At 74.0% G+C, this 24151-nt stretch carries 28 protein-coding genes; 12 read left to right on the top strand and 16 right to left on the bottom strand.

Annotated elements, in window-relative coordinates; translation table 11 throughout:
- Positions 1–89 precede the first annotated feature (89 nt).
- Positions 90–719, top strand: coding sequence for a CBS domain-containing protein (locus tag ACIO9K_RS24120; protein WP_400332911.1), 630 nt, complete (start codon positions 90–92; stop codon positions 717–719).
- A 174-nt stretch (positions 720–893) separates the two neighbouring features.
- Positions 894–1544 (top strand): beta-glucanase, encoded by a 651-nt coding sequence (locus ACIO9K_RS24115; RefSeq protein WP_363617127.1) that lies wholly within the window; start codon positions 894–896, stop codon positions 1542–1544.
- A gap of 10 nt (positions 1545–1554) precedes the next feature.
- Here the strand turns inward: ACIO9K_RS24115 and ACIO9K_RS24110 are convergent, their stop codons facing one another.
- Positions 1555–1926: a hypothetical protein gene (locus ACIO9K_RS24110; RefSeq protein ID WP_400332908.1), complete on the bottom strand. Its 372-nt coding sequence runs from the start codon at positions 1924–1926 to the stop codon at positions 1555–1557.
- 156 nt (positions 1927–2082) lie between these two features.
- Here ACIO9K_RS24110 and ACIO9K_RS24105 point away from each other — a divergent pair, with 156 nt between their 5' ends.
- Positions 2083–2445 carry a hypothetical protein gene (locus tag ACIO9K_RS24105; RefSeq protein WP_400332905.1) on the top strand — a complete coding sequence of 121 codons (363 nt, stop codon included), beginning with the start codon at positions 2083–2085 and terminating at the stop codon, positions 2443–2445.
- Positions 2446–2564: 119 nt separating this feature from the next.
- On the opposite strand, the gene ACIO9K_RS24100 is transcribed toward ACIO9K_RS24105, so the two are convergent.
- Complete coding sequence (locus tag ACIO9K_RS24100) at positions 2565–2975, bottom strand: organic hydroperoxide resistance protein (RefSeq protein ID WP_363582621.1); 411 nt, start codon at positions 2973–2975, stop codon at positions 2565–2567.
- A gap of 117 nt (positions 2976–3092) precedes the next feature.
- Here ACIO9K_RS24100 and ACIO9K_RS24095 point away from each other — a divergent pair, with 117 nt between their 5' ends.
- The 3 genes from ACIO9K_RS24095 (at position 3093) to ACIO9K_RS24085 (ending at position 5081) form a co-directional block, all read left to right on the top strand.
- The gene (locus tag ACIO9K_RS24095) at positions 3093–3566 is read left to right on the top strand and encodes a MarR family transcriptional regulator (RefSeq protein WP_363582623.1); all 474 of its coding nucleotides are present in this window, start codon (positions 3093–3095) and stop codon (positions 3564–3566) included.
- Positions 3567–3822: 256 nt separating this feature from the next.
- On the top strand, positions 3823–4395 hold the full coding sequence (locus tag ACIO9K_RS24090; RefSeq protein ID WP_350882705.1) for a sigma-70 family RNA polymerase sigma factor: 573 nt from the start codon (positions 3823–3825) through the stop codon (positions 4393–4395).
- Entirely contained in the window at positions 4392–5081 is a 690-nt protein-coding gene (locus ACIO9K_RS24085; protein WP_400332900.1) for a hypothetical protein, read from the top strand. Before ACIO9K_RS24090 ends, ACIO9K_RS24085 begins: the two co-directional genes overlap by 4 nt.
- Before the next feature lie 108 nt (positions 5082–5189).
- Here ACIO9K_RS24085 and ACIO9K_RS24080 read toward each other — a convergent pair whose 3' ends face one another.
- The 5 genes from ACIO9K_RS24080 to ACIO9K_RS24060 all read right to left on the bottom strand — a co-directional run bounded on the left by ACIO9K_RS24080 (position 5190) and on the right by ACIO9K_RS24060 (position 9669).
- A complete protein-coding gene (locus tag ACIO9K_RS24080) occupies positions 5190–5858 on the bottom strand; it encodes a GAP family protein (protein ID WP_400332897.1) in 669 nt (222 codons plus the stop codon).
- A 300-nt stretch (positions 5859–6158) separates the two neighbouring features.
- Positions 6159–7583, bottom strand: coding sequence for an argininosuccinate synthase (gene argG / locus ACIO9K_RS24075; protein WP_063350707.1), 1425 nt, complete (start codon positions 7581–7583; stop codon positions 6159–6161).
- Between the two features lie 238 nt (positions 7584–7821).
- Complete coding sequence (locus ACIO9K_RS24070) at positions 7822–8352, bottom strand: hypothetical protein (RefSeq protein WP_400332893.1); 531 nt, start codon at positions 8350–8352, stop codon at positions 7822–7824.
- A gap of 74 nt (positions 8353–8426) precedes the next feature.
- On the bottom strand, positions 8427–9110 hold the full coding sequence (locus ACIO9K_RS24065; protein ID WP_363617117.1) for a rhomboid-like protein: 684 nt from the start codon (positions 9108–9110) through the stop codon (positions 8427–8429).
- Positions 9111–9270: 160 nt separating this feature from the next.
- A complete protein-coding gene (locus ACIO9K_RS24060) occupies positions 9271–9669 on the bottom strand; it encodes a hypothetical protein (RefSeq protein ID WP_363617115.1) in 399 nt (132 codons plus the stop codon).
- Here ACIO9K_RS24060 and ACIO9K_RS24055 point away from each other — a divergent pair.
- Positions 9656–10363: a rhomboid-like protein gene (locus tag ACIO9K_RS24055; protein ID WP_400332889.1), complete on the top strand. Its 708-nt coding sequence runs from the start codon at positions 9656–9658 to the stop codon at positions 10361–10363. The genes ACIO9K_RS24060 and ACIO9K_RS24055 overlap by 14 nt on opposite strands.
- A 67-nt stretch (positions 10364–10430) precedes the next feature.
- On the opposite strand, the gene ACIO9K_RS24050 is transcribed toward ACIO9K_RS24055, so the two are convergent.
- Together ACIO9K_RS24050 and ACIO9K_RS24045 are read right to left on the bottom strand one after the other, a co-directional pair.
- Positions 10431–11321 carry a YhjD/YihY/BrkB family envelope integrity protein gene (locus ACIO9K_RS24050; protein ID WP_363582637.1) on the bottom strand — a complete coding sequence of 297 codons (891 nt, stop codon included), beginning with the start codon at positions 11319–11321 and terminating at the stop codon, positions 10431–10433.
- Between the two features lie 173 nt (positions 11322–11494).
- A complete protein-coding gene (locus ACIO9K_RS24045; RefSeq protein WP_400332886.1) occupies positions 11495–11800 on the bottom strand; it encodes a hypothetical protein in 306 nt (101 codons plus the stop codon).
- Positions 11801–12085: 285 nt separating this feature from the next.
- On the opposite strand from ACIO9K_RS24045, the gene ACIO9K_RS24040 reads away from it, so the two are divergent.
- The gene (locus ACIO9K_RS24040; RefSeq protein ID WP_400332883.1) at positions 12086–13705 is read left to right on the top strand and encodes a YDG/SRA domain-containing protein; all 1620 of its coding nucleotides are present in this window, start codon (positions 12086–12088) and stop codon (positions 13703–13705) included.
- A gap of 162 nt (positions 13706–13867) precedes the next feature.
- Here the strand turns inward: ACIO9K_RS24040 and ACIO9K_RS24035 are convergent, their stop codons facing one another.
- The 7 genes from ACIO9K_RS24035 to ACIO9K_RS24005 all read right to left on the bottom strand — a co-directional run bounded on the left by ACIO9K_RS24035 (position 13868) and on the right by ACIO9K_RS24005 (position 20877).
- A complete protein-coding gene (locus ACIO9K_RS24035; protein WP_363582641.1) occupies positions 13868–14248 on the bottom strand; it encodes a VOC family protein in 381 nt (126 codons plus the stop codon).
- Between the two features lie 279 nt (positions 14249–14527).
- Positions 14528–15481, bottom strand: a complete 954-nt coding sequence (locus ACIO9K_RS24030) for an STM4011 family radical SAM protein (RefSeq protein WP_400332880.1) — start codon at positions 15479–15481, stop codon at positions 14528–14530.
- The gene (locus ACIO9K_RS24025; protein WP_400332877.1) at positions 15478–16809 is read right to left on the bottom strand and encodes an STM4012 family radical SAM protein; all 1332 of its coding nucleotides are present in this window, start codon (positions 16807–16809) and stop codon (positions 15478–15480) included. Before ACIO9K_RS24025 ends, ACIO9K_RS24030 begins: the two co-directional genes overlap by 4 nt.
- Positions 16806–17699: an STM4013/SEN3800 family hydrolase gene (locus ACIO9K_RS24020; RefSeq protein WP_400333132.1), complete on the bottom strand. Its 894-nt coding sequence runs from the start codon at positions 17697–17699 to the stop codon at positions 16806–16808. The genes ACIO9K_RS24025 and ACIO9K_RS24020 overlap by 4 nt, the downstream gene beginning before the upstream one ends.
- Before the next feature lie 47 nt (positions 17700–17746).
- Positions 17747–18886 carry an STM4014 family protein gene (locus tag ACIO9K_RS24015; protein WP_363617101.1) on the bottom strand — a complete coding sequence of 380 codons (1140 nt, stop codon included), beginning with the start codon at positions 18884–18886 and terminating at the stop codon, positions 17747–17749.
- Positions 18887–18901: 15 nt separating this feature from the next.
- Entirely contained in the window at positions 18902–19843 is a 942-nt protein-coding gene (locus ACIO9K_RS24010; protein ID WP_400332874.1) for an STM4015 family protein, read from the bottom strand.
- Positions 19844–19920: 77 nt separating this feature from the next.
- Positions 19921–20877 (bottom strand): STM4015 family protein, encoded by a 957-nt coding sequence (locus ACIO9K_RS24005; protein ID WP_363617098.1) that lies wholly within the window; start codon positions 20875–20877, stop codon positions 19921–19923.
- A gap of 201 nt (positions 20878–21078) precedes the next feature.
- Here ACIO9K_RS24005 and ACIO9K_RS24000 point away from each other — a divergent pair, with 201 nt between their 5' ends.
- The 4 genes from ACIO9K_RS24000 (at position 21079) to ACIO9K_RS23985 (ending at position 23953) form a co-directional block, all read left to right on the top strand.
- Positions 21079–21405 carry a hypothetical protein gene (locus ACIO9K_RS24000; protein ID WP_063350717.1) on the top strand — a complete coding sequence of 109 codons (327 nt, stop codon included), beginning with the start codon at positions 21079–21081 and terminating at the stop codon, positions 21403–21405.
- 199 nt (positions 21406–21604) lie between these two features.
- Positions 21605–22723: a DUF6745 domain-containing protein gene (locus ACIO9K_RS23995; protein ID WP_400332870.1), complete on the top strand. Its 1119-nt coding sequence runs from the start codon at positions 21605–21607 to the stop codon at positions 22721–22723.
- 106 nt (positions 22724–22829) lie between these two features.
- A complete protein-coding gene (locus ACIO9K_RS23990) occupies positions 22830–22967 on the top strand; it encodes a MerR family DNA-binding transcriptional regulator (protein ID WP_400332867.1) in 138 nt (45 codons plus the stop codon).
- Positions 22968–23104: 137 nt separating this feature from the next.
- The gene (locus tag ACIO9K_RS23985) at positions 23105–23953 is read left to right on the top strand and encodes a methyltransferase domain-containing protein (protein WP_400332864.1); all 849 of its coding nucleotides are present in this window, start codon (positions 23105–23107) and stop codon (positions 23951–23953) included.
- Positions 23954–24151 lie beyond the last annotated feature (198 nt).

Here is a 24151-nt window from a genome sequence, read left to right as displayed (position 1 = left end):
CCGGTACCGGCCGGGACGATCCGCGCCCGGCCGCAAGAGTGTCGTGGACGAGGTGAACCGGCGTGCGGCATGCCACCGTCGAATCTGTGATGACCAGCCCCGTGGTCCGGGTCGCGCCCGAGACCGGCTTCCGGGAGATCGTCGCGCTGCTGACCGAGTACGACATCACCGGGGTGCCGGTGGTGGACGAGGAGGGGCGGCCGCTCGGGATCGTCTCCGAGGCCGACCTGCTGCGCACGCTGGCCGCGCAGGAGGATCCGGGCGCGCTGCTGCCCGCCCCCGAGGCGGCGCAGGCCGGCCCGGGCGGTGCCGTGACCGCGGCCGACCTGATGACCGGGCAGCCGGTCTGCACGACCCCCGGGACCAGCGTGGTCGCGGCGGCCCGGTTGATGAGCCGGCACGGGCTGAAGCGGCTGCCGGTGCTGGACGAGGACGGGCGGGTGACCGGCATGGTCAGCCGCGGGGACCTGCTGCGGGTCTTCCTGCGCGAGGACGTGGTGATCCGGCGGGAGATCGTCGAGGAGGTGCTCGGCCGGATCGACGGGGTGAGCCCGGCGGAGATCGGCGTCGAGGTCGATCAGGGCCGGGTGGTGCTCAGCGGTACGGTGCCCGAGCCGCACCTGGTCCCGATCGTGCTCAACCTGTGCCGCTCGGTGGATGGCGTGGTCTCGGTCACCGACCGGCTCGGTGCGGGCGGGACGGCCGCTCCGGTGGGCTGATCCGTCGATCCGTCGATCCGTCGATCCGTCGATCCCGAGATCCTGCGATCCGACCGTTGCGCGCTGCTCCGGCCCGGGCGCTCAGCTCCGCATACTGCGGATCGTATCGGGTAACTCACCCTGTGTGCCTGGCGGGCCGAACTGCCGGGGCGCCGGAGCACAGGGGAGGCGGCCGTGGCGGTCGTGTTCGACGCGGACTTCACTTCGGCGAGACAGTGGACCGCCGGGCGCAGCAGTGCCTACCCCCGGATGGGGCCGACCAACCGGAGCGACCACAAACTCGACTACCTCGGCCGCGGCTACTGCCCGGGCGGCGTGTTCAGCGCCACCCGGCGGCTCGTCGGCGGGCTCTGGACGTGCAACCTGCTCACCACCGAGGGCAGTCCGGACGGCTTCCAGGCACGCACCGGCGACCAGCTGTCGGCGCGCATCACGCTGCCCGTCGGGCTGGGTGCCTGGCCGGCCGTCTGGACCTGGCGGGGCGGCGGCAACGAGGTCGACCTCTTCGAGTACCACCCCGACCATCCGGACCTGTTGGAGTTCTCCAACCACGTCCGGGGCGGGTACCGGTACTGGCACGGCGCCGGTTCGGGGATCGCGCCCGGGGCGACCTTCGACCTGCGGGTCGTGCTCGGCGCGAACTCGGTGGACTGGTACGTCGAGGACGAGCTGGTCTACGCGGACCTGCACGGGGTCGGTCCCGCCTGGCAGGCGTACCTGATCGTCAACCTGTCGGTCGCGGACGGCACGTACCACGACCGGCCGCCGCTTCAGGGGCCGGACCGGCTCAGCTGGGTCTGCCACAGCCTTCAGGTCGAGCGCTGAGCGTCCCGTCTCACGGGGCGAAGGCGGCGGTGACCGGGCCGCGCGGGCCGGAGCGCTGGAACCAGACCGTCCGGCGGTGCGCACCGATGTGCGCGGGGTGGGCCACGTACAGGTCGTCGCGCGGGGCGCGTTCGTTGCCGGGGGCCAGGGCCGCGTCCACGGCGCGTGCGGCGATGGCGTGCAGCAGGGCGGTGGCGGTCGCTTCGGCCGCGGGCGGTGCGATGGCGAGCGCGGTGAGTTCGGCCCAGAGCGTGGTGGAGACGTAGCTGATCGGGGAGTGGCCGAGCGCGGGGTGGGGGCGGTGGTCCCCGTGGCGCCGCAGCACCCCGGCCGCGACGAGTTGCTCGGGCGAGCGGTCGTCGGCCGGCGGGTGGTGGTTCATGGGCGGCAACGCTACCCCGGTGGGCCGGGCGCTGAGCGCCGGAACGTTTTCTCAGGCTTTCTTCAGGGCGCTTCGGTCCGGTGCGGGCGCACGATGGTGGTGAGGCGCTGGTCACCTCGGCGGGCCCCGGCTACGGGGCCGGAGGAGGAGGTCCCGATGAGGTACTGGCACGGACACGGCCACGTCCTGGGTGGCTGGGGCATCGGCGTGATGGCGATCTTGACTCTGCTGGTCCTGCTGGTGCTGGTGCTCGCCGCCATCGCCCTGTTCCGGTACGTGTCGCGGTCGCGCAGGCCGCTGCCGCACGGCCCGGCGGGTCCGGGTGCGGCGGGTCCGGGCTCGGGCTCGGCGGCTTCGGGTGCGGCGGGGCCGGGGTGGGGCGCGCCGCACGGCGCGGTGGCCGGGCCGACGCCCGAGCAACTGCTCGCGGAGCGGTTCGCGCGTGGCGAGATCGACACCGAGGAGTACCGGCACAGGCTCGACACGCTGCGCTCGGTGAACGGGCCGGGTGACGGCTGAGCCGGGGCGCGGGCGGGCCCGCCACACGGTGGTGCGTGTGGCGGGCCCGTCTGCGGTGGCGGCCTGGCCGGCGTTTGAGCAGCCCGTTCGGCCTACTCGGCGTGCGTGGCCTGCTGGGCCTATTCGACGACCAGCTCGACCGGGATGTTGCCGCGGGTGGCGCGCGAGTACGGGCAGACGTCGTGCGCCTGCTTGACCAGCTGCTCGCCGGTCCCGTCCGCGAGTGCCTCGGGCAGTTCGACGCGCAGCACGACGGCCAGGCCGAAACCGGCGCCGTCCTTGCCGATGGACACCTCGGCGGTGACCGAGACCTCGCTGGTGTCGACCCGGGCCTGGCGGCCGACCAGGCCGAGGGCGCTGGCGAAGCAGGCCGCGTAGCCGGCCGCGAACAGCTGCTCCGGGTTGGTGCCCTGGCCGCTGCCGCCGAGCGCGGGCGGCATCGCCAGCGCGAGGTCCAGCTGCCCGTCGGAGCTGACGGCGCGGCCCTCCCGGCCGTTGGCGGTGGCGGCTGCGGTGTAGAGCGCGTCCATGGTCGGTTCCCTTCGTGTGTTCCGGCGGCCGCCTGGGCCGCCCTCCGGAGATAAGTAGAGCACGCAATTCAATTGCGCACAACTAAATGGTGTGAGGGTGATCGGTACCATGGAGCCATGACCACGCTCCCCGGCATGGCGGACGAGGAACTGCTCCGCCTCGACCAGCAGATCTGCTTCTCGCTGAACGCGGCCTCCCGCGCCTTCGGCGGCGTCTACCGGGTGCTGCTGCGCGACCTCGGGCTCACCTACCCCCAGTACCTCGTCCTGCTCGTGCTCTGGGAGGACGGCGACCTGCCCGTCAAGCGGATCGGCGAGCGCCTGCGGCTCGACTCCGGCACGCTCTCCCCGCTGCTCAAGCGGCTGGAGGCGGCCGGGCTGGTACGGCGCGAGCGCAGCCCGGAGGACGAGCGGTCGGTCACCGTCAGCCTCACCGCCGAGGGCTCCGCCCTGCGCGAGCGGGCCGGACAGGTGCCGCGCCGGCTGTTCGACGCGACCGGGCTGCCGGTCGAGGACCTGGCCGCGCTGCGCGTGCTGCTGGAGCGGGTGACCGCCGCGCTCGACTCGGCGGTGGTGGAGCCGGCGCCGTAGTCGCGGCATTCGCCCTGTCAAATCGGACGGCCCGCAGCCTGTGACGTGGGTCACGTGCGCCTGGGTCCCGGGCTCCTGCCGGGGCCGAACCGGCAGGTCAGCGCCGGTGTTCGAAAGTGAACGGAAACGGTCGCCAATTGTCCGCCCGATCCGGTCAACAACCCGGGCCGCCCGGACGGTTACACCACGAGCCCCCAGGGGCCGTCGGCGTGCCACCCGGTGGGCCGGCCAGCTGACCCACGAAAGGGGGGCGCGTGTGCTGAACACCCCCGGGCCGGGCGAGAAGCGGGACCTGCGGGCGGACCCGCTCGGCGCGCTGCCGGCCGACTTCGAGGCCTTCTTCACCCGCGAGCACCCGGGCTACCTCCGGTACGCCCAGCAGCGCCTGCGACATCGCGAGGACGCGCAGGACGCCGTCCAGAACGCGGGCGCCACGCTCTACAAGAACTGGCGCCGCGCCCTGGCCAGCGCCGACCCGCAGGCCTTCGCCTTCAAGGTCGTCAAGGACGCGGTGGTGGACCTCCTGCGCGAGCGCCGCCGCGCCGAACGCAAACGGCTGCGCGTCATCGCGCAGCGCCGGCCCGACACCAGCCAGGACGAACTGGACCAGCTCGCCGAACTCGATGCGCTGGACTGGGCGATGGAGGAACTCGCGCGCGCCGCCCCGGTCCAGGCCGACGTCGTCCGGCTGCGCCAGGCGGGCCTGTCCTACCCGGACATCGGCCGCAGCCTCGGCATCGCGCACACCACCGCCCGCACCTACTACAGCCTCGGGCGGCGCCACCTGGAGTACCTGCTGGAGCAGCCGGACGACGGGCAGGCGCCGTGAAGGTCACCGAACTGCTGCGGGCGGACGCCGCCCTGCTGGAACGCGAGTTCCGCGACCACGACCCGGCCGCCTTCACCCGTCGGCTGGCCGAGCGGCTCGCCGCCGCCCGCCGGCCCGCGCCGCCCGCCCGCGAACGCCCGGCCCGCCCGCCCGCGAACGCCCGGCCGCCGCACGCCTTCGGCGAGCCCCCGTGGGCCGGCGGCCGGACGGAGCTCCGACGCGACCTGCGGCACCTGTGCGCCACCGTGGCGGGCGCGGTGGAACCGGGCGAACTGGCGCTGGACCTCGAACTCGCCGAGAAGACGGCCTTCCGCACCCTCGGCTGCCTGCTCTACGGGATGGGCCGCACCGCGGACGGCGTCTTCTGGTGGCGGATCGCGACGCAGTACGGCGACCGGCTGGCCGTGCACTGCCTGGCCGTCCACTACGCGGCCGAGGGCGAGACCCGGGACGCGGCCCGCTGGGCCGCCCAGGCCGAGGACCTCAGCGCCCCCGGCCACCTGCCCGCCCTGGCCCCGGACGCCGGGCCGGGCGGCGCCGCGCAGCTGGCGCGGGAGCTGGCCGAGCGCTACGACGGCGAGATCCTGCTGACGCTCAGGGACGTGCTGGCGGTGCGCCCGGCGGCGGACGGCGGACGGCTGGGCCTGCGGTCGGTGCGGGGGAGGGGGGTGGTGCGCATCCGGTGAGCCGGGCGCTGGTGGGTGGAGGGCTGTGGTGGCGCGGGGCCCGGCGGCTCTGACGGCGGGCCGGCCGCCGAGGGGCGGGCTCACGCGAGCCCGGTGATGGGGGCGGGTTCACGCGAGCCCGGTGATGGCGTCGCCGACGTACTCGGCCCCGATCACGGCCAGCACGGTGGTCGTGATCGCCGTGCTGTGGGTGGCCAGCCAGGCCTTCCACTCCCCGAGGGTCCGCGCCGAGCGGTCCCCGCGGACCAGGTGGACCCCGAGCGGAAGCAGCGTGCACAGCGAGCCGATCAGCACCATCAGCGCGGCGGCCACCACCGTGCCGCCGATCCCGGCCGTACTGGCGGCGATCGAGGCCGCGCCGCCGACGGCCAGCGCCAGGTTCTTCGGGCCGGTCGTGACCAGGGCCAGCGCGAGACCGGCCGCCCGGCCCGCGCTGAAGCGGCCCACCTCCCGCATCCACCTCGGCGGCGCGGTGACGTGCCCCGCGCGGGGCCGGTCGCGCCACCGCTTCCAGGTCATCAGGACGAACAGGACGCCCAGCGCGAGCTCCAGCCAGTACGGCCACGCCGGCCGGCCGCCACCCGAAACCAGTGCTCTGCCCGCCGCCACCACGACCGCCACCACCGCCGCCAGGCCGGCCGCCCAGCCGGCCGCGAAGGCGAGCCCGATGGTCCGCCCGCGCGGTGCGGCCAGCATCAGGACCACCGCGACCAGCGCCTGCGGGCTGATCGCGATTCCCACCGCCGACGCCAGCATCGAACCGACCGCCTCGCCCATCCCGCTCCCGCCTCCTCGCCGTCGCCCGGGCTCGCCCGGCGGGGCCGTCGCCCGGGCCCGCCTCCGGTGGAGCCGCTGCCCGGGGCGTCCGGTGAAGCCGTCGCCTGGGCCCTGCTCCCGCCGGACACACGTCTGCCCCATTCAGCTACGCCCGGGGCCGCCGTGCACGGCCGGGGCCGCTGTGCGGGTGAGTCCGGACCGGAGGGCTCGGGCCCGGAACGGCCGCAGCTCGCCCGGAACCGCCGAGGGCCGCCGCACCGGTGTGGTGCGGCGGCCCTCGGACGTGGTCACGGCAGCGGATCAGTCGTTGCCCGACTCGATCGCGGCGCTGTCGAGCGCGGTGGACTTGGCCGCCAGCGCCTCGGCGTCGGGGCCGGCGGCGGCGATCGGTGCCGCCCCGCCGGGCGCCAGCTCGCCGATCAGGCCGCTCCACGGTGCCAGCTGGCCGTGCACCGCGTACTGCTCCAGCTTGCTGCGCGAGTCGGCGATGTCGAGGTTGCGCATGGTCAGCTGGCCGATGCGGTCGTCCGGGACGAACGCGGCGTCGACGCTGCGCTCCATGGACAGCTTCTCGGGGTGGTAGCTGAGGTTCGGGCCCTGGGTGTCGAGCACCGAGTAGTCCTGGCCGCGGCGCAGTCGCAGCGTGACGCTGCCGGTGACCGGCTGGCCGACCCAGCGCTGGAGGCTGTCGCGGAGCATCAGCGACTGGGGGTCGAACCAGCGGCCCTCGTACAGCAGCCGCCCGAGCCGGCGGCCCTGGGTGTGGTAGGTGGCGACGGTGTCCTCGTTGTGGATCGCGTTGAGCAGCCGCTCGTAGGCGGTGTGCAGCAGCGCCATGCCGGGGGCCTCGTAGATGCCGCGGCTCTTGGCCTCGATGATGCGGTTCTCGATCTGGTCCGACATGCCCAGGCCGTGGCGCCCGCCGATCCGGTTGGCCTCGTGCACCAGCTCGACGGCGTCGGCGAACGCCCGGCCGTTGATGCGGACCGGACGGCCGAACTCGAACTCGATCGTCACGTCCTCGGTCTGGATCTCGACCGCCGGGTCCCAGAAGGCCACGCCCATGATCGGGCTGACGATCTCCATCGAGGTGTCCAGGTACTCCAGCCGCTTGGCCTCGTGGGTGGCGCCCCAGATGTTGGCGTCGGTGGAGTAGGCCTTCTCGGCGGAGTCTCGGTACGGCAGGTCGCGCTCGGAGAGCCAGGCGGACATCTCCTTGCGGCCGCCGAGTTCGGTGACGAACCGCTGGTCCAGCCACGGCTTGTAGATCCGCAGGCTGGGGTTGGCGAGCAGGCCGTAGCGGTAGAACCGCTCGATGTCGTTGCCCTTGTAGGTGGAGCCGTCGCCCCAGATGGAGACCTCGTCCTCGCGCATCGCGCGGACCAGCAGGGTGCCGGTCACGGCGCGGCCGAGCGGGGTGGTGTTGAAGTACGTCTGCCCGGCGGAGCGGATGTGGAAGGCACCGCAGGCGAGGGCGGCCAGGCCCTCCTCGACCAGCGCCGCCCGGCAGTCGACCAGCCGGGCCTGCTCGGCGCCGTAGGCGCGGCCGCGGGCCGGGACGTCGGCGAGGTTCGGCTCGTCGTACTGGCCGATGTCGGCCGTGTAGGCATAGGGGACGGCGCCGTGCTCGCGCATCCACGCGACGGCGACGGAGGTGTCCAATCCACCGGAGAATGCGATGCCGATCCGTTCACCGACCGGCAGCTTGCTCAAGACCTTCGACATGCATGCACCCTTGACCCGCGAGGCGCGGGCTCCTGACTTAGCGACGTGTGAGGGGATTCGGCGTATCCGATGCCCGCACTCTGGCATAGGTTTGCAGAGTATCGCAAGAGCATACGATCGGCTCGGCGAGGGGTGGCCGCTCCTGTTGCCGCCACTCGCCGTGGCCGATCGGTGGTCGCCTGGCCTCAACCCGGCTTTCTTCCAGGCGCGTTGGGTGGCCGGATGCCGGGGAGAGGAGTCAGGAGGCGCTGTCGGCGTCCGGCCCCTGGGCGCGCAGGCGGCGGACGTTCTCCAGCGACTCGCGCAGTTCGGTGAGCCAGGTGTCGGAGTGGCGCTGCACCAGGCGGACGCACCAGGCGAGCGCCTCGCTGCGGCTGCGGGCGACGCCCGCCTCCACCAGGGTGTCGAGCACCTGCCGCTCGGGCTGGCGCAGCCGGGTCATGACGGGGGCGGAGACGGTGGTGAACATGCCCCTCAGGTCGCCGCACTCGGCGCCCCAGGAGACCTTGCGGCCGTAGCGACGCTCGGCCTCCCGGGCGACGGCGATCCGGGCGTCCCTGGTCCGGTCGCGGAACTCGGCGATCCGGCCCTCGAACGCCGCTCCGCGCTCGGCGTCCGAGGCCGTCCGGTCGAGGGTGGGCTCGGTGATGCGGCCGACGACGGTGATCTCTTCGCGGTCCGCGGTGATCTCGACGAGATCGGTGAACAGGTCGGCGGGGAGGCGGCCGGTGAACCACCCCCGGAGCTCTTCGGGTGAGGTTGTAATCATGTAATCAGCATTACTCGGGGTGGGGGTGATCGCAAGACCCCGGGGAGGAACGTCGGGGGACTGTCGGAGGGCCGTCAGCGCGCGGCGGAGACCGGCATCCGGGCCCGGGCCCGGATGCGCAGCCAGGGCGTCCGGGCGGCCAGTGCGCCGAGGCCTAGCGCCACCAGGTGCCCGGCGTCGGCCAGTTGCTGGTCCAGCGCCCAGGTCACGGCCAGCCCCAGCCCGAGCGCGGGCAGCCCGAACCGGCGCAGCGGGGCCGGGCCCAGGGCCAGCAGGCAGCCGGCGGTGCCGACCAGCCCGTAGCTGATCCCGACGTCACGCGCCCGGGACAGCGCCCCCGGGATCCGGGCGGTGAGCATCACCCACATGGCGCCCTCGGTGAGCAGGGTGGCGCCCAGGTGGCCGAAGACGAAGACCGCGCCGGCCCGGGCCGGGCCCCAGCGCCACTCGGCCAGGCCCAGCACCACGGCCACCGCCGCGATGCCCGCCCAGGCGGGCACCCCGTCGACCACCAGCCCGCTGGTGAACATCGTCCACCACTTGCCGACCTCCATGTGGTGGACGTTGCTGCTGTTGTGCCGGACGAACCGGGCCCGGGCGCCGTGGCTCTGGCCGGCCAGCCAGCAGGCCGTCGCGGTCAGCAGCAGCACGTACGCCGTGGTCAGCCGCAGTCGGTCCGCCACGCGCAGCGCCGGGTGCCGCGCTCCGGGGCCGGCGTCGATACCCGCAGGTGCGGTCGTCGTGCCGCGCTCGCTCATCGTGCCCGTCGCCCTCGCTGTGCGGTCCCGGTGGTGCCGCCCGGCAGCCCCCGGCGGCCCGTTCCGGGCGGTCAGAGCGCCAGCGTACGCCAGCCCCGGGTGATCTCCTCGCGGACCGAACTCGCGTTCGGCGCCGGGACGCCCGGGGCCGGAGCGGCCGTCAGCAGCTCCAGCAGCGCCGCGCCGCCCGCCGGGCGCCGGGCCGGGTCGGGTCGGCGTTCAGCGCGCGGACCACCACGGCGGCCGGCGCCGGGTCCAGGGCGTGGACGGCGGCCGGCGCGGCGGGCTCGGGCCCGGTGTCCACGATCCGCCGGATCACCGCGCCCGTGCTGGTCGCCGCGAACGGGCTGGGGCCGTGCGCCGGGTCGGCCTGGGTCGGGACGTGCGCCGGGTCGGCCTGGGTCGGGACGTGCGCCGGGGGTTGCTGGGCCCCGGCGGCCGGTGCGTAGACCGTCCGCGAGACCCGGTCACTCGAAGGGCGCACCGCGTAGACGCGCCGGGGGCCGCCCCGGGTGAGGGTGAAGGGAACCGTCGAGGAGGCGCCGATGACCGGTGGCACCACCAACGCGCCCGGACACCGGCGCCCCTGGTGGGCACGCCTCGCGCACGCGGTCCGGACCTACGTCCGCCGGGCCCCGGGTACCTACGTCTGGCTGGCGATCCTGCTCGCCACCACACAGGTGATCCGCCACGTCGACAGCGCGACCGCCGACCGGATCCTGGAGCGGCGCTCGACCAACCTGCACCACCTCCAGGTCTCACCGGTGCGCGTGCTGATCACCAGTGCGCTGTGGATCGCGGGCGGCGGGTGGCTGAGCTACTTCCTGCTCTACAACCTCTTCCACGTGCCCGCCGAACGCTGGCTCGGCACCCTGCGCTGGATCTCGGTGGCGATGGTCGCGCACGTCGGCGCGACCTACCTCAGCGAGGGCCTGCTCGGGTGGGCGATCCACCGCGGCATCGCCCCGCCGAGGGCCGTCTACACCCTCGACTACGGCGTCAGCTACGCGCTCGCCGGGGTGGTTGCGGTGCTCACCTACCTGATCGTGCGGCCCTGGCGGTGCCTGTACGTGGCCGGTGTGCTGGTCTTCTACGGCCTGGGCGTCGCGCAGAGCCGGGACTACACCAGCATCGGCCACTTCAGCGCCGTGCTGATCGGCCTGGCCTGCTACCCGCTGACCCGGGACCGCCCGGGCTCCTGGGACCCGGTTGCCACGGGCCGGCTCGTCCGACGGCGGCTGCGCCGGCGTTGACGGTGGTGGTGGTGGCGGCGGCGGTGGTGCTTGGTGGCTGCTCCGTGGTGGTGGCGGCGTCGACGGATCAGCCGGTGCGCGGGGGGTCCGGGGCGGGCGTGCCCAGGTAGACGTTCAGCGGGGGCCCCTGGGCCAGCACCGCCCCCGCCGTGACGGAGAAGGTGACGGCGGCGCAGAGCGCGATCAGCCAGGACAGCAGTATCAGCACCAGCCCCAGCGAACCGTACTGGGCCAGACTGCGGTTCAGCGCGCCCGGCATGTAGACCCGGGCGGTCAGTGACATCGCGGTGGCCGCGGCGGCCGTCAGCAGCGCGCCGGGCAGCAGCGGCAGCCAGCCGACCCGGGCGCTCAACAGCAGGTGGGTGGTCCACCACCAGACCACCAAGGACGCCGCGAAGGTGAGCGGCAGGCCCAGCCAGAAGCCGACACCGAAACCGTCCCGCAGCGAGCCCTGGAAGAGCAGCACCGTCAGCCAGGCCACGATCCACAGCAGCCACCGCCAGGCCGCCGCCCGGGTACCGGCCTTCGGCAGCCGCCAGGCGTGCTCGCAGACCCGGGCCACCGCGCGGCTGCAACTGGTCGCCGACAGCAGTGCCATCAGCACGCCGATGATTCCGGTGGTGCCTCGCAGGTCCCCGGTGCCGTACAGCGCCTGGCGCAGCTCCTGATCCGAGGCGCCGGAGACGCCGAACAGCGCGCGGAGCGAGGCCACCAGTTGGTCCCGCACATCGGGCGGGGCGAACGCGGCCACCGCGAACAGCAGTGGTACGGAGGTCAGGAAGATCTGGGAGGCCATTCGGGTGGCGGCGTCCAGCAGTCCGGGGGAGAGCAGCCGGGCCGTCAGCTCGGTGATGACCGGGAAGCGCCGCTCGGCCTCGACCCGTGCCCGCTCCCACTGCCCGCGGCCCCGGGCCAGCCGCTCCCCCCAACGGCCGGCGGCCTCCCTCACCGACCTCATCCCTCGGTCCTCCCGCAGCGGGGCAACGATCCGCCCCAGTCAAGGCCAGTCCGGCCCGTCCCGCCACCGGAGGTGTCCGTCCGTAGGCGGGTGGGCGGCGTCGGGCGGCGGCATCGGGTGTGGGGATCGGGAACGGGGACGGGGAACGGGTGTGGCGTGGCGTGGTCGTGGGTCTACCGTCGGGGCGGCGGGCTCATGGGGCTCGTGGGACTCCGCCCGATGAGCGTGTTGAGCACGTTGAGGGCCGCCTTCTTGCGCTGGGCCTTGCGCGACCAGACCGCCGGGCAGACGACCCCGAAGAAGAACAGCAGCACCACGACGAGGCTCGGGGTCGCCGAGATGATCGCGATGGTGTTGTTGCTCTGGAATCCGGCCGCGACCGGGCCTGCGCCGGTCGCGGCGACTCCGGCCGGAGCGAGCCAGCGGGGGCCCGGTGCGGGCGGTGCGGTGCCCGTGGCCTGGACGCTTCCGCCCGACACGGGAATCCCCGTACCCTCGTGCATGTAGTTCTCCGGGTGTTGATGGGGCTACGAGTGATGACGGCTTCCTGTTGACGCAGGGAGCCGTCGCTCCGTTGTGGGGCGTACGGCTCGTACCGACAGTGGCTACGATGACAGAGCCGTGGAAGGCAGAAAAACCGCAGAAAACATCGCGGGACTTGGGAAAGTTGATGTTGGTCCAGGTTAGAGGCGCACTGGCGTCATCGATGTGACTCGCATCACAGGAAATGGGAGAGGAACTGTGAGGAATCTCACGGTGGGGATATGGCGCGCAGGCTCCCGCTGAGTGGAACGGGCCCGCTGGTCTCCTTCGCCCGCGAGCTCCGCGAACTCAAGGAACGCTCCCGGGGCACGGTCGAGACGGTCGTCGCGCGAGGCGCCTCGCGGACGGCGGTCTACGCCGCCCTGAACGGATCCCGCCTGCCGAGCGCCAAGAACCTGGACGCCATGGTCGAGGCGTGGGGCAGCGGCAGCGAGCTCGAACGGCGGCAGTGGCACGACCGGCGACGTTCCGCCGAGGAAGGCCTCGCGGAGGCGGCCCGGCGGCAGGGCGCGGCGACGGCCGGCCGCACACCCGAGGAGGAGGACTTCACCCGCGCGCTGCGCGGACTGTGGAGCAAGGTCGGCGACCCGTCGACCGAACGGGTGGCGCGCCACTGCGACCTGAGCGCGCGAACCCTCGACTCCTACCTGGACGGACGGACCATTCCGACGGAGTCGCGGCTTCGCGAACTCTTCGACGGGCTGTCCGCGCTGCGCGCCGATGACAGTGCCTGGCTGGCGGCCACCCGGGACACCTTCATCGGGGAGGTGCTCTTCCGCGCCCAGACGGCGCGGCAGGAGGAGCGGGCGAGGGTCAGGGAACTGGCCACGGCCCTCCCGGAAGGGCAGGCTCCCGTCGAGTTCGGCCCGTTCCCCGACGGCATCGGGCCGGTGCCGGGCGTACGACTGGGCCAGGAGTTCGACAACCGGCGGACGCTCTCGCTGGCCGGTGTGCACCGGCCGCTCCAGGCCGGTATCTGCGGTCTGCGAGAGCTCGGCGCGGAATCGATCGTGGTCTCCGGTGGGTACGAGGAGGACGAGGACCTCGGTGATGTGATCCTCTACACCGGGGAGGGCGGGCGAAGCCCGCAGACGGGGCAGCCGGCCCGGAACCAGCAGCTGACGCGCGGCAACGCGGCCCTGGCGACGAGCGCGGCGACCGGGGCCCCGGTTCGCGTGGTCCGGGGAGTCACCACCGCGACCCGCTCCTTCTACCGCTACGACGGGCTCTTCCGGGTCGAGGACCTCTGGTCCGAGACCTCCTCCGACGGTTTCCTCGTGTGGCGGTTCCGCCTGGTCGCCCTTCCCCCGGCCGAACAGGCTGCGGCAGTCGCCCGGGTATCGGATCGGGTGACGGCTCAGGTAGCGGCTCCGGTGACGGATCGGGTGACGGATCGGGTATCGGATCGGGTGACGGCTCCGACGGATGAGGACGGCCGGGAGACGGGGCCGGTCCGATCCGCGACATCGATCGAGCGCGTCGTCCGGAACACCGCGATCGCCACCCATGTGAAACGTGCGCACGACTACACCTGTCAGGTGTGCGGTGTCCGCATGGTGGTCCCGGGCGGCGCCTACGCCGAGGCCGCACACATCACACCCCTGGGGAGACCGCACCACGGGTCGGACACCGTCGACAACGTTCTCTGCCTGTGTGCCAACCACCACGTGCTGTTCGACTTCGGCATGCTGATCGTCAACGACGACCTCACGGTGGTGAGCCGCGACGACAGCTCCGTGCTGGGCCGGCTGCGAGAGGCGGCGGATCACGTCGTCGACCGGAAGCGCCTCGCGGAGCACCGGCTACGGCACGGGGTTCCCCGGCACGAGGGCATGCGCTGACCCCTGTCCGGGCCGGGCAGGAGCAGAACCGGTTGTGCTGGCCCAGCCGTTGCGGGTGGGGGCCGGTCGTCCGGCGGTCGCGAGGCTGCTGCCCCGTCTGCTCGTGGTGAGCGGGCGGGGCAGCGGGTTCGGCCCGGGGGGGGGTGGGGATGGGGGGTTGCGCTACCGGCTGACGGACTGGGCCAGGCAGAGGATGTTGCCCTCGCTGTCCTTGAACCAGGCGGCGCGCAGGTTGTCGCGTTCGGCGATGCCGTTGACGGTCTTCAGTCCGGGGAAGTCGTACTCCTCGAACGTGATGCCGCGCTCACGCAGGGCGGACATCGCGCCGTCGAGGTCGGCGACCTTGAAGCTGGCGAGGGTGTGGGCGGCCTGTCCGCCGCTGGGGGTGTGGTAGATCGTGAACTGGGTGCCGCCGCAGTCGCAGACCAGTTCCTCGTCGGTCTCCTCGGCGAGCTTGAGGCCGAGGGTGTCGGTGTAGAAACTCCTCGCGCGGGCGAGGTCGGCGGCGGGGATGACGGCCTGCAGTGGTGCGTCTCCAAGCATGGTGCTTCGCCTCCTCCTGCTTCCAGGCTAGGGATGTTGGCGGGCGGGCGCCCACGGGGGCGGGGGCGGCGATGGGTGGCGGTGGGCGCCGGCGGGGCGGGCCGGGCTGGAGCCGGCGGAGCCGGGGCGTGTGCGGGCGGTCGCCGGGTGTCGCCGCGCTCGGAGAGGTGCGGTCGAGCGGGACGAGCGGGGCGCGGAGGGTCCTGCACGGTCGTTCGTGTGCTTTCGCGGGTGGCGGCCCCGTCCGGCAATCGGGTTGTCGCGTCCCGCCGCCCGGTCTCAGCCGCGCTGTGGCCAGTCGTGTGGCACCCGCTCCAGCACGCCGGCGCCGAACAGCTCGTACAGCGGCAGGGTCTCCAGGTGGACGTAGCCGATGTGGCAGTCGCAGACCGGCAACGGGCAGCCGCGCGCCCGCAGCTGGGTGCGGTAGGAGCCGTCGTACAGGTTGCCGAGGACGTCCCGGACGAAGTGGCAGCGGCGGACGGTGCCGTCGCCGTCCACGGAGAGCACGGACTCGCCGGTTCGGCAGGGGCGGTCGGCGCTGGGGTGGGCGTGCCGGCTGTAGCCGAAGTGCGGGTCGACGGCCGCCCAGTCTGCGGCCTCGGCGTCGGTGTAGGTGCGGCCCTCGGCGGCGTTGACCCAGAGGTAGACGCCTGCGGCGAGTTCGGCGCGCAGCCGGCGGGCCTCGGCCAGGTGCTCGGGCTGGCCGACCACGCCGACGCTGTAGCGCACGCCCATGGCGTTCAGCTCCCGGCACTTGGCGAGGAAACGCTCCCGGGTGACCTGGCCGGGGTGGTACGTCACCCAGAGCGCGAGGGTGTCGGGATCGGCCTCGGCGAGCCAGTCGGTCCGGCAGCTGAGGTTGGTCTGGATCGCCACCCGGCGTACGTGCGGGAGCCGACTCAGCTCGACCAGCGCCCGTCGGTACCAGGACCGCACCAGGCCCTCGCCCCAGGGCGTGAACAGCAGGGCGAGGGTGTCACCGCTGCCCGTCCGGCCGGCCGCCCAGCCGGTGAACCGCTCCAAGGCCGCGCGGTCGGCGCGCAGTTGATCGGGTGTGTCGCGGCGCTTGGCGAACGGGCAGTAGGGGCAGTCGTAGTCGCAGGAGGCGAGCGGGCCACGGTAGAGCAGGGTGAGGTCGCGCCCGCGGTCGGCCGCGTCGGTCGGTGCGCTCTCGGCGCTCGGTGTGCGCGGTGCGGGCGGGGTGGCGGACGGCAGGCCGAGGAAGGTCATTTCGCCTCGTAGGCCGTCATCAGGGCCCGGACCTCGGGCGAGAACAGCATCGGCCCGGCCGCGTCCGAGTGCGCCAGGCCCTCCGGGCTGAGCACCAGGCGGTCCCGGTCATCGGCGAGCCAGCCGCGCGCGGTGAACTCGGCCAGCTCCGCCGGGAAGTCGGCGGCCGGTGTGCTGCCGAACCGGGCCCGGTAGTCGGCCAGCGGCATGCCCTCGGCCTGGAGCAGCGACTGCACCAGGTGCCGCCGGCGTGGTTCCCCGCCGCTCATCCGGTGCCCCACCTCGGCGTGGTGGAAGTCCTCGGTGGCGACGAAGTCGTCGATGATTCCGCGCACCTCGGTGGCGTTCACCGCGTAGTCGAAGGAGTAGTGCAGCCGCGAGGTGTAGGAGCGGGCGCCGCAGCCCAGGCCGACCATGCCGTCCGTCTGGCAGGCGTACTCGCTCGCCCCGGCCTGCGGGGAAGCGGCGCGGCGGAACATCCGCATCGACACCTGCTGATAGCCCCGGGCCAGCAGGTGGTCGCGGCCGGTGCGGTAGAGCGCGAGCCGGCGGGTGTCCCAGGCGGAGTGGCTCTCCTGCTCGCCGCGTCGGGCCAGGCCGGTGAGCGGGCGCACGTAGAGCGGGTAGAGGTACAGCTCCTCGGGCTGCCAGGCGAGCGCGGCGTCCAGCGAGTGCAGCCAACTGGCCTCGGACTGGCCGTCGATGCCGTAGATGAGGTCGATGTTGAGCACCGGGAACCCGGCGGCACGGATCCGGTCGAGGGCGGCCTCCACCTCGGCCCGCTTCTGCGGGCGCACGGCGGAGCGGGCCTCGGCGTCGACGAAGGACTGTACGCCCAGGCTCAGCCGGGTGGTGCCCCGGGCGGCCAGGACCTCCAGCCGGTCGGCGGTCGAGGTGGCGGGGGAGGCCTCCACCGAGAGCGGTATCGCCCGCAGGTCGGCGCCCATCCGCCGCTCGGCGATGTCGCACAGCCGCTCCAGCTCGAGGGCCGTCAGGTAGGTGGGGGTGCCGCCGCCGAAGGCGGCCAGCGCGAAGCGCGCGCCTTCGTCCAGCGCGGTGCGGACGGCCACCGCCTGGCGCTCCAGGGCGTCCAGGTACGCGGTGGTCAGGCCCTCGGGGCTGCCGATCCTGGTGAACAGGTTGCAGAAGCCGCAGCGGACCTCGCAGAACGGGATGTGCAGGTAGAGCGAGAGCGCGTCCTGCGCCTCGCCGGCCCACAGCTCGCGCAGCCCTGGGCGCTCGGGCAGCGGGCGGTAGGCGGTCTTGTGCGGGTAGGCGTAGACGTAGGACTGGTAGGGCGAGTCGGGGCGCGGGGGTGCGGTGGTCATGCGCGCTCCTCGGTGGTGGTGGTGGTGGCGGTGGCGGTGGCGGTGGCAGGGACGGCAGCGGGAGCTGCGGGGGCGGCATCGGGGACGGCCGCGGGGATGGTGAAGTGGGCGTACGGGACGGTCCAGACCACCTCGTGGCCGATCCGGTGCCCGGTGTAGCCGTCCTCGCCGTACGCCGTGCCGTGGTCGGAGCAGACGATCGCGAAGCAGGGGCGGCGGGAGCTCATCGCCGCGAAGAGCCGGCCGATGTGGGCGTCCACGTACTCCAGGGCGGCGGCGTGGCTGGCCCGGGAGTCGCCGTGCTCACGGGTGGCGCCGGGCAGGTGGAACCAGTTGGGCTGGTGCAGCGCCGAGACGTTCAGGAACAGGAACAGCGGTTGCCCGGCGGGCTGTTCGGCGGCGACCCGCTCCGCCCGGGCGACCTGCTCCTCGAAGGACGTCGGGGACGGCACGCCCATCCCGGGATCCCAGTGGCTCTCCTGGAACAGGCCGGGCAGTACCGAGCCGAGCGGGCCCTGCTTGTTGAAGAAGCCCACGCCGCCGATGCAGACCGTCCGGTACCCGGCGGCGGCGAGGGCGGTCGGCAGATCCGGTGCGTCGAACACCCAGGTGCGCGGGGCGGCGCTCTCGGAGCCGGCGAAGCGGGCCGCGAACAGGCGCGGGTGGGGGCCGTCGGGGGAGGCCGGGGTGGGCAGGAAACCGGCCAGGATCGCCTGGTGGGAGGCGTAGGTGAAGCTGCCGGGCGCGTGCCGGCGCTCCCAGCGGCCGCCGGGGAGGAAGGCGGCGAGGTGCGGGATCCGGCCTGCGGCGGCCAGCTCCTCGGCGACGTCGAAGCGGAGCGTGTCGAGCGTGACGAGCAGCAGGTCGTGCGTGCCGACGACCGCGTTCATGTCGGGGGTCGGAGCGGGAGCCTGGGTGTGGGGGGAGGTCTGGTGGTTCATCGGGAGGGTTCCGTGATCTGGTGGTCCGTCGGGGTGGGGAGGGGCGTTCCGGTGGTGCGGCCGGTGGCCCCGGTGAGGGCGGCGAGCTGGGCGCCGTAGGTGTCGAGGCCCTCGGCGGGGCCGCCGGGCAGGCCGGTGAGGTTGGGGAGCAGGTCGCCGAAGGCGTTGACCTCGCCGACCAGGGCGCGCCGCCAGCCGGCCGTGGGCAGGACGTCGACCCCGACCATCAACGAGCCGGGGAAGCAGGCCGCCGCGCGCTCGGCTGTCTCCAGCAGGGCAGGCCATGCGGGCCCGGCGGCCTCCCGGGCCAGGTCGAGGCTGCCCCGGGCGCCGCCGAGGTGCAGGTTGGTCATCGGTTGCGCGCTCGTGCGCACCACCGCGTGGGTGGCCCGGCCGGCGACCACCACCACGCGCAGGTCGGCCGAGCGGCCGGACTGCGCGGCCTTCGGGATCCACTGCTCGACGTGCAGCCCGTCCGGTGCCAGCCGGTCGATGATCTCGGCCACCTCCCGCTCGCCGCGGTACTGGCGGACCCGCAGCGAGTTGTGCAGCAGCCCGTCGGCCAGCTCGACCGAGGTGGTGGCCAGGACCTGCCCGCGCGGCCCGAACTGCAGGGCCGTCACCCCGGAGGCGGAGGAGCCGTGTGCGGGCTTGACGAAGACCCGTCGCAGGCCGGCCGTGGCCAGCCGCCCGCGCAACTGCTCCCAGCCGGTGACCTCGCCGCCCAGCGCCCGGGGTACCGGCACCCCGGCGGCGGCGAGGAGCGCGTGTGCCCGCCGCTTGTCGAACATCACGGCGATCTCCTCCGGATCGCCCAGCAGCCGTACGCCGGGGCGCCCGGCCAGCTCGCGCAGCGCGGCCGTCACCCCCGCGTACCAGGCGGCCGTGCCCTCGACCCGGGTCGGTGCGTAGGACGGGCCGAGCGCCGGGCCGCGCAGCAGTTCGTCGACCAGGGCCTCCTCGCCGGGCGACTCGATCCGCAGCAGGCCGTCCTCGGGCAGCCGGTAGTCGCCGCGCAGCACGTCCAGCCAGGACAGGACGGCGGGCTCGGGCAGCCCGGCGGCCCGGGCGGCGGCGGCGAACAGCGTCACCCGCCGGTGCCCGGGATTGCCGAGGACGGTCAGCCGCGGTGTCATCGTGCCGTCACCCGCCTACTCGGCGACCGCGACGTAGCGGTCCCCGTCGTCCTCGTCCTCGTCGGGGTCCTCGGCCTCGGAGAGGTCGAGCGCGACCCCGGGCAGGGCCTCGGTGAGGCGCTGCTGCATCTCCTCGCCGACGTAGTGGTGGTGCAGGTCGAGGGCGCGCAGGTGGGTGAGCGGCTGGCCCTCCAGCAGGGCGGCGGCGCCGTCGTCGGAGAGCACGCCCATGGACAGGTCGAGCGACTCCAGCCGGGCCACCACGGGCGCGTGCGCGACGGCCGAGGCGATCTCGTCCTGGAACTCGCTGTTGGCCAGCCCGAGGTGGCGCAGGCTCGGGAGGCGGGCGCCGTCCAGGAAGGGGGCGAGGTCGTCGATCGTGGCGTCACCGCCGTACTCGTCCACGCCGAGCCAGAGCGTCAGGCGCTCCAGTGCCGGCAGCTCGGAACCCGCCACCGCCCGCACCACCCGGGCCGGCAGGCCGCCGGCCTCGAAGCGCAGCGCGGCCAGCCGGTCGTGCCGCACGGGCTGGAGGCTCAGGTCCGTGCCGCCGCGGACGGTCAGCTCGGTCAGCCCGGGGAAGGCCGTCAGCAGGGGGGTGACGTCGCCCATCTCCATCCAGGAGATCTCGCACTCGTCGTAGGTCACGTCCCCGAGGAAGAGCGCTTCCAGGGCGGGCAGGCGCTCCGCTTCCGCGGTGATGGCGGCGACGGTGGCGGCCACGGAGACGTAGTCGCCGCGCCACCAGGGGCCGATCACCAGGGCGCGGACTCCGGCAGGGTCGACGGTGTCGAGGAAGGTCTGCCAGAGCTGCGCGAAGTCGTGCTTCGCGTCGTAGTCCAGGGCGAGCCGCCAGGCGACCGAGCCGGCGGCGGGCGGCGTGCGGGTGCCGTCGTCGGGGGTGAAGTCGCGGATCGGCAGGTCGTGGAAGCGGTCGGGGTGGAGGGAGACGGTCATGTCGGTTCCAGACGGATGGGCGTGGTGGGCTGGTCGGTGCGGCGGTGCGGCGGCGTCGGGCGCGCGGTCGGTGACGGCTACTCGGCCACGGCGACGTAGCGCCACCGGTCGTCGGGCTTTCCGGCCTCGGAGAGGTCGATCTCGACGCCCGGCAGGGCCTCGGTGAGGCGCTGCTGCACCTCCCCGGTGAGGAAGTGGTGGTGCAGGTCGAGGGCGCGCAGGTGGGTGAGGGGCTGGCCCTCCAGCAGGGCGGTGGCGCCCTGGTCGGTCAGCACGCCCATGGCGAGGCTGAGCGACTCCAGCCGGGCCACCACCGGCGCGTGCGCCACGGCGGCCGCGATGTCGTCCTCGAACTCGCTGTTCTGCAGGCCCAGATGGCGCACCGCGGGGAAGCGTGTGCCGTCCAGGAAGGGGGCGAGGTCGTCCAGCGTGGCGTCGCCGCCGTAGTTGTCGACGCCGAGCCAGAGTTCGAGCCGCTCCAGGGCGGGGAAGTCGCAGCCGGCCACCGCCCGCACCACCCGGGCCGGCAGGCCGCCGGCCTCGAAGCGCAGGGCTCGCAGCGCCTCGTGGCGCACGGGTGTCAGCTCCAGGTTGTTGCCGCCGCGCACCACCAGCTCGGCCAGCTCGGGGTAGGCCGTCAGCAGCGGGGTGACGTCGCACATCTCCAACCAGGAGATCTCGCTCTCCTCGTACGTGACGTCGCCGACGAAGAGCCCTCGCAGCGCGGGCAGCCGGCCCGCCGCCTCGACGATCGCGGCCAGGGCGGCGTCGAGTTGCTCCGGCTCGTCGGAGAACCACGGGCCGATCACCACGGCCGTCACGCGCTCGGTGTCGACCGTGTCGAGGAACTGCCGCCAGCGCTCGGTGAAGGCCTCCTCGGAGTCGTAGTGCAGGCCGATCCGCCAGGCGGCCGACGCCGGCTCCGGCAGGGTCACGGCTGCCGCGTCGCCGCCGTCGGCGGCCTCGTCCAGGGCCTGGACGAAGTCGAAGACCGGGAGACCGTGGAACTGCTCGATGTGGTGGTTGACGGTCATGCGCTGCTCCTCAGGGGTCGGGGCCGAACACGTGTCTACCAGTCGGGTCCGACAATCCGGTGGCCGGGTGGCGGGCCGGGCGCGTTGTCAGACCCTTGCCCTACGTTCTGGTCGTGGCTCCGGAACGTGACCGCGAACAGCGCGGCGGAGCCCGGGATTCCGGCAGCCGCCGGGGTCCGGCCGTACGGCGAGGGGGGACTGATGTACCGCCAGGGTGATGTGCTGATCGTGCCGGTCGAGGAGGGCGCCGTGCCGCCCCGGGTGGCCGCGCTGGCCGTCCAGCCCCGGGACGGTCGGGGCCGGATGGTGCTGGCCCTCGGGGAGGTCACCGGTCACGCGCACGCCGTGGTCGGTCCCGGGGAACTGCGCCGGGAGGCCGGTCCGTTCGGCGCGGGCTGGCTGCACCTGCCCGAGGGCGGCCGGGTGGTGCACGAGGAGCATGCGGCGATACCGCTGCCGAAGAGCTGGTACCGGGTGGTGCGCCAGCGCGAGTACACCCCGGGCGCAGTGCGGGTGGTCGCGGACTGACGCGGGGCCCGACGAGCGGGCCGACGGCTGACGGACTGGCAGCCGGGCGGGTGGCCCGGCGTCGGGCGACGGCAGGCGGCGCGTAGACGGGTGGGCGGGCGCGGCGTGCAACGCGGAACGTGCGGCGTGGAACACGCAGTGCCGAACGGAACGGAAGCAGGCGGCCGGGCGGGGAGCCCGGCCGGGAACGGAGCAGACGATGGAGACGACGATTCCCGACCGCCCGGCGGGCGCGGTGACGGCCGGGCCCGCCGAGGTGACGGCCCGCTGGCGGGCCGCTGCGGCGGCCACCGGTCCGGCCGACCGGTCGGCGGCCGAGCACGCGGTCCGGGCCGCCTACCGGGCGGCCGGGCTGCCCGAGCCCGCGGCCGTCCGCTGGTTCGGCTCGCCGTTCGCCGCCGCCGAGGCGGCGCTGCAGCTGCGGGCCGCCGGCGCGGTGAGCGTGCGCGAGGCCGTGCGCACCGGGCCCTGGGAACAGGCCCGGCGGCGGGCCGTCGAGGAGGTCGGCGCGGCCGGGTGGGCGGCGCACTGGGCACTCACCGGTGGCGAGCTCGGCCCGGTCACCACCCCGCTCGCCGACCGCATCCGCACGGCGGTCCTCGACCGGCTCGCCCCCGAGGTCGACCGTGAGGAGGCCTCGGACGACGCGGCCGCCGCCGCCCGTGCCCGGCGCACCACCGTCCGGCTCGCCCTGCTCGACGCCGTGCGCGGCCAGCACGACGCTCCCTGGTTCGCCGCCTTCGAGGCCGCCTCCGACGCGGGCGGGGGCAGCGCCGAGGCCGTCGCGCCTCTCGCCGGGGTGGCCCGCGAGACCGGCTGGTGGTGGCCGTACCAGGGCGTCGCGCTGGTCAGCGAGCGCCCCGTCGCGCTGCACCGCGACGAGGCCGGGCGGCTCGACCGGGCGGACGGCCCCGCCCTGGAGTACGCCGACGGCTTCGCCCTGCACGCCTGGCGCGGCATGCCCGTGCCCGCCGAGTTCCTGGCCGGGCTGGCCGACGTCACCGTCGAGCGGATCCGCACCGAGGAGAACGCCGAACTGCGCCGCGTCCTGCTGGAGCACTACGGCTACGAGCGCTACCTGGCCGACTCCGGTGCCGAGCCCATCCACCGCGACGAGACCGGCGTGCTCTGGCGGATCACCCTGCCCGACGACGAACCGGTGGTCATGGTCGAGGTCGTCAACTCGACCGCGGAGCCCGACGGCACCTTCCGCACCTACTGGCTGCGCGTCCCGCCGAGCACCCGCACCGCCCGCGCCGGGGTCGCCTGGACCTTCGGCATACCCGAGTCCGAGTACCACCCGCAGCGCGAGACCTGACCGGCCCGGCCCCCGGCGCAGGCCGCTGAGCTGCGAATCTCGGCCCCTACCCCATGTCAGGCCGCACGGTGGGGCACAGCGGAACGGCACGGCCCAGGGAAGAACGATGAGCTGGTCGGCAGGGCAGGTCTCCCGATTCGCCGGAGTCACGGTGCGGACCCCGCACCACTACGACCGATCCGGGCTGCTGCCACCCATTGGAAGAAGCCCGTTAGGGCGGGTGGTTGCCAGCGGGAGGCGGTGAAGCCGGCCTCGGAGGCGAGGGTGATGAGCTGGGGCTGGGGGAGGGCCCAGTAGGTGGAGCCACGGATGTCGGTCTGCGGGACGACCCGGCGGGTGAAACCGTTCGCCGGGCGGGCGGGCCACCGGGATGATGACGGTATGCGCACCTTCGAAGAGCTGATCGCCGAGGCCGAGGCGGTGTCCGTGGACGGCTGGGACTTCTCCTGGCTTTCCGGCCGCGCCACCGAGGAACGGCCGTCCTGGGGCTACCAGCGGCTGCTGGCCGAGCAGTTGGGCCGGGCCTCGGCGGCCTTGGACATCCAGACGGGCGGCGGCGAGGTGCTGGCCGGCGCGGCCCGGCTCGCCGCTGCGAAGCCCGTCGCAGGACAGCCCACGGCAGGACAGTCCACCGCAGGACAGTCCGCCCCCGGCGCGCCCGCCCCCGCGCAGCGCGGAGCGCTTCCGGCCACCATGGCGGCCACCGAGTCCTGGCCGCCGAACGTCGCGCGCGCCACCGGCCTGCTGCACCCGCTGGGCGTGGTGGTGGTCGCGGACCCGGACGAGCCGCCGCTGCCGTTCGGCGACGGGGCCTTCGACCTGGTCACCAGCCGTCATCCGGTTAAGGCCTGGTGGTCGGAGATCGCCCGGGTGCTGCGGCCCGGCGGCACCTACTGCGCCCAGCACGTGGGGCCGGCGTCCGGCTTCGAACTGGTCGAGTACTTCCTCGGCCCGCAGCCCGAGGCACGCCGGGCCCGCCGCCCGGAGGACGAGAGCGCCGCCGCGCGGGCCGCCGGGCTGGAGGTGGTGGACCTGCGCTCCGAGCGGCTCCGGATGGAGTTCCTCGACATCGGCGCGGTGGTGTACTTCCTGCGCAAGGTGATCTGGATGGTCCCGGGCTTCACCGTCGACGCCTACCGGGACCGGCTGCGCGAGCTGGACGCCCGGATCCGAGCCGAGGGCCCGTTCGTGGCCCACTCGGCGCGTTTCCTGATCGAGGCGCGCAGGTAGATCGACTGATCCGGTGTCCGCATCGTACAGATATGGAAGAGTCGAGGGAAGTCTGGAAGGTTCGGCTGGCCGCCCCTGTCAGTGTGAGCACCGTTTGTCCGGGAGACAGCTCGAAAAGTGCTCTGAACTGGAGAGATGTCCCGTGCAGTCCCGCGTCGAGAGCGATTCGATAGGTGTTGGGCGGCCTGCTCAGCCAGT

Origin of the sequence: Kitasatospora sp. NPDC087271 (assembly GCF_044744605.1) — a bacterium.
Lineage (GTDB): Bacteria > Actinomycetota > Actinomycetes > Streptomycetales > Streptomycetaceae > Kitasatospora.
This window is presented reverse-complemented; position numbering and strand designations above follow the sequence as displayed.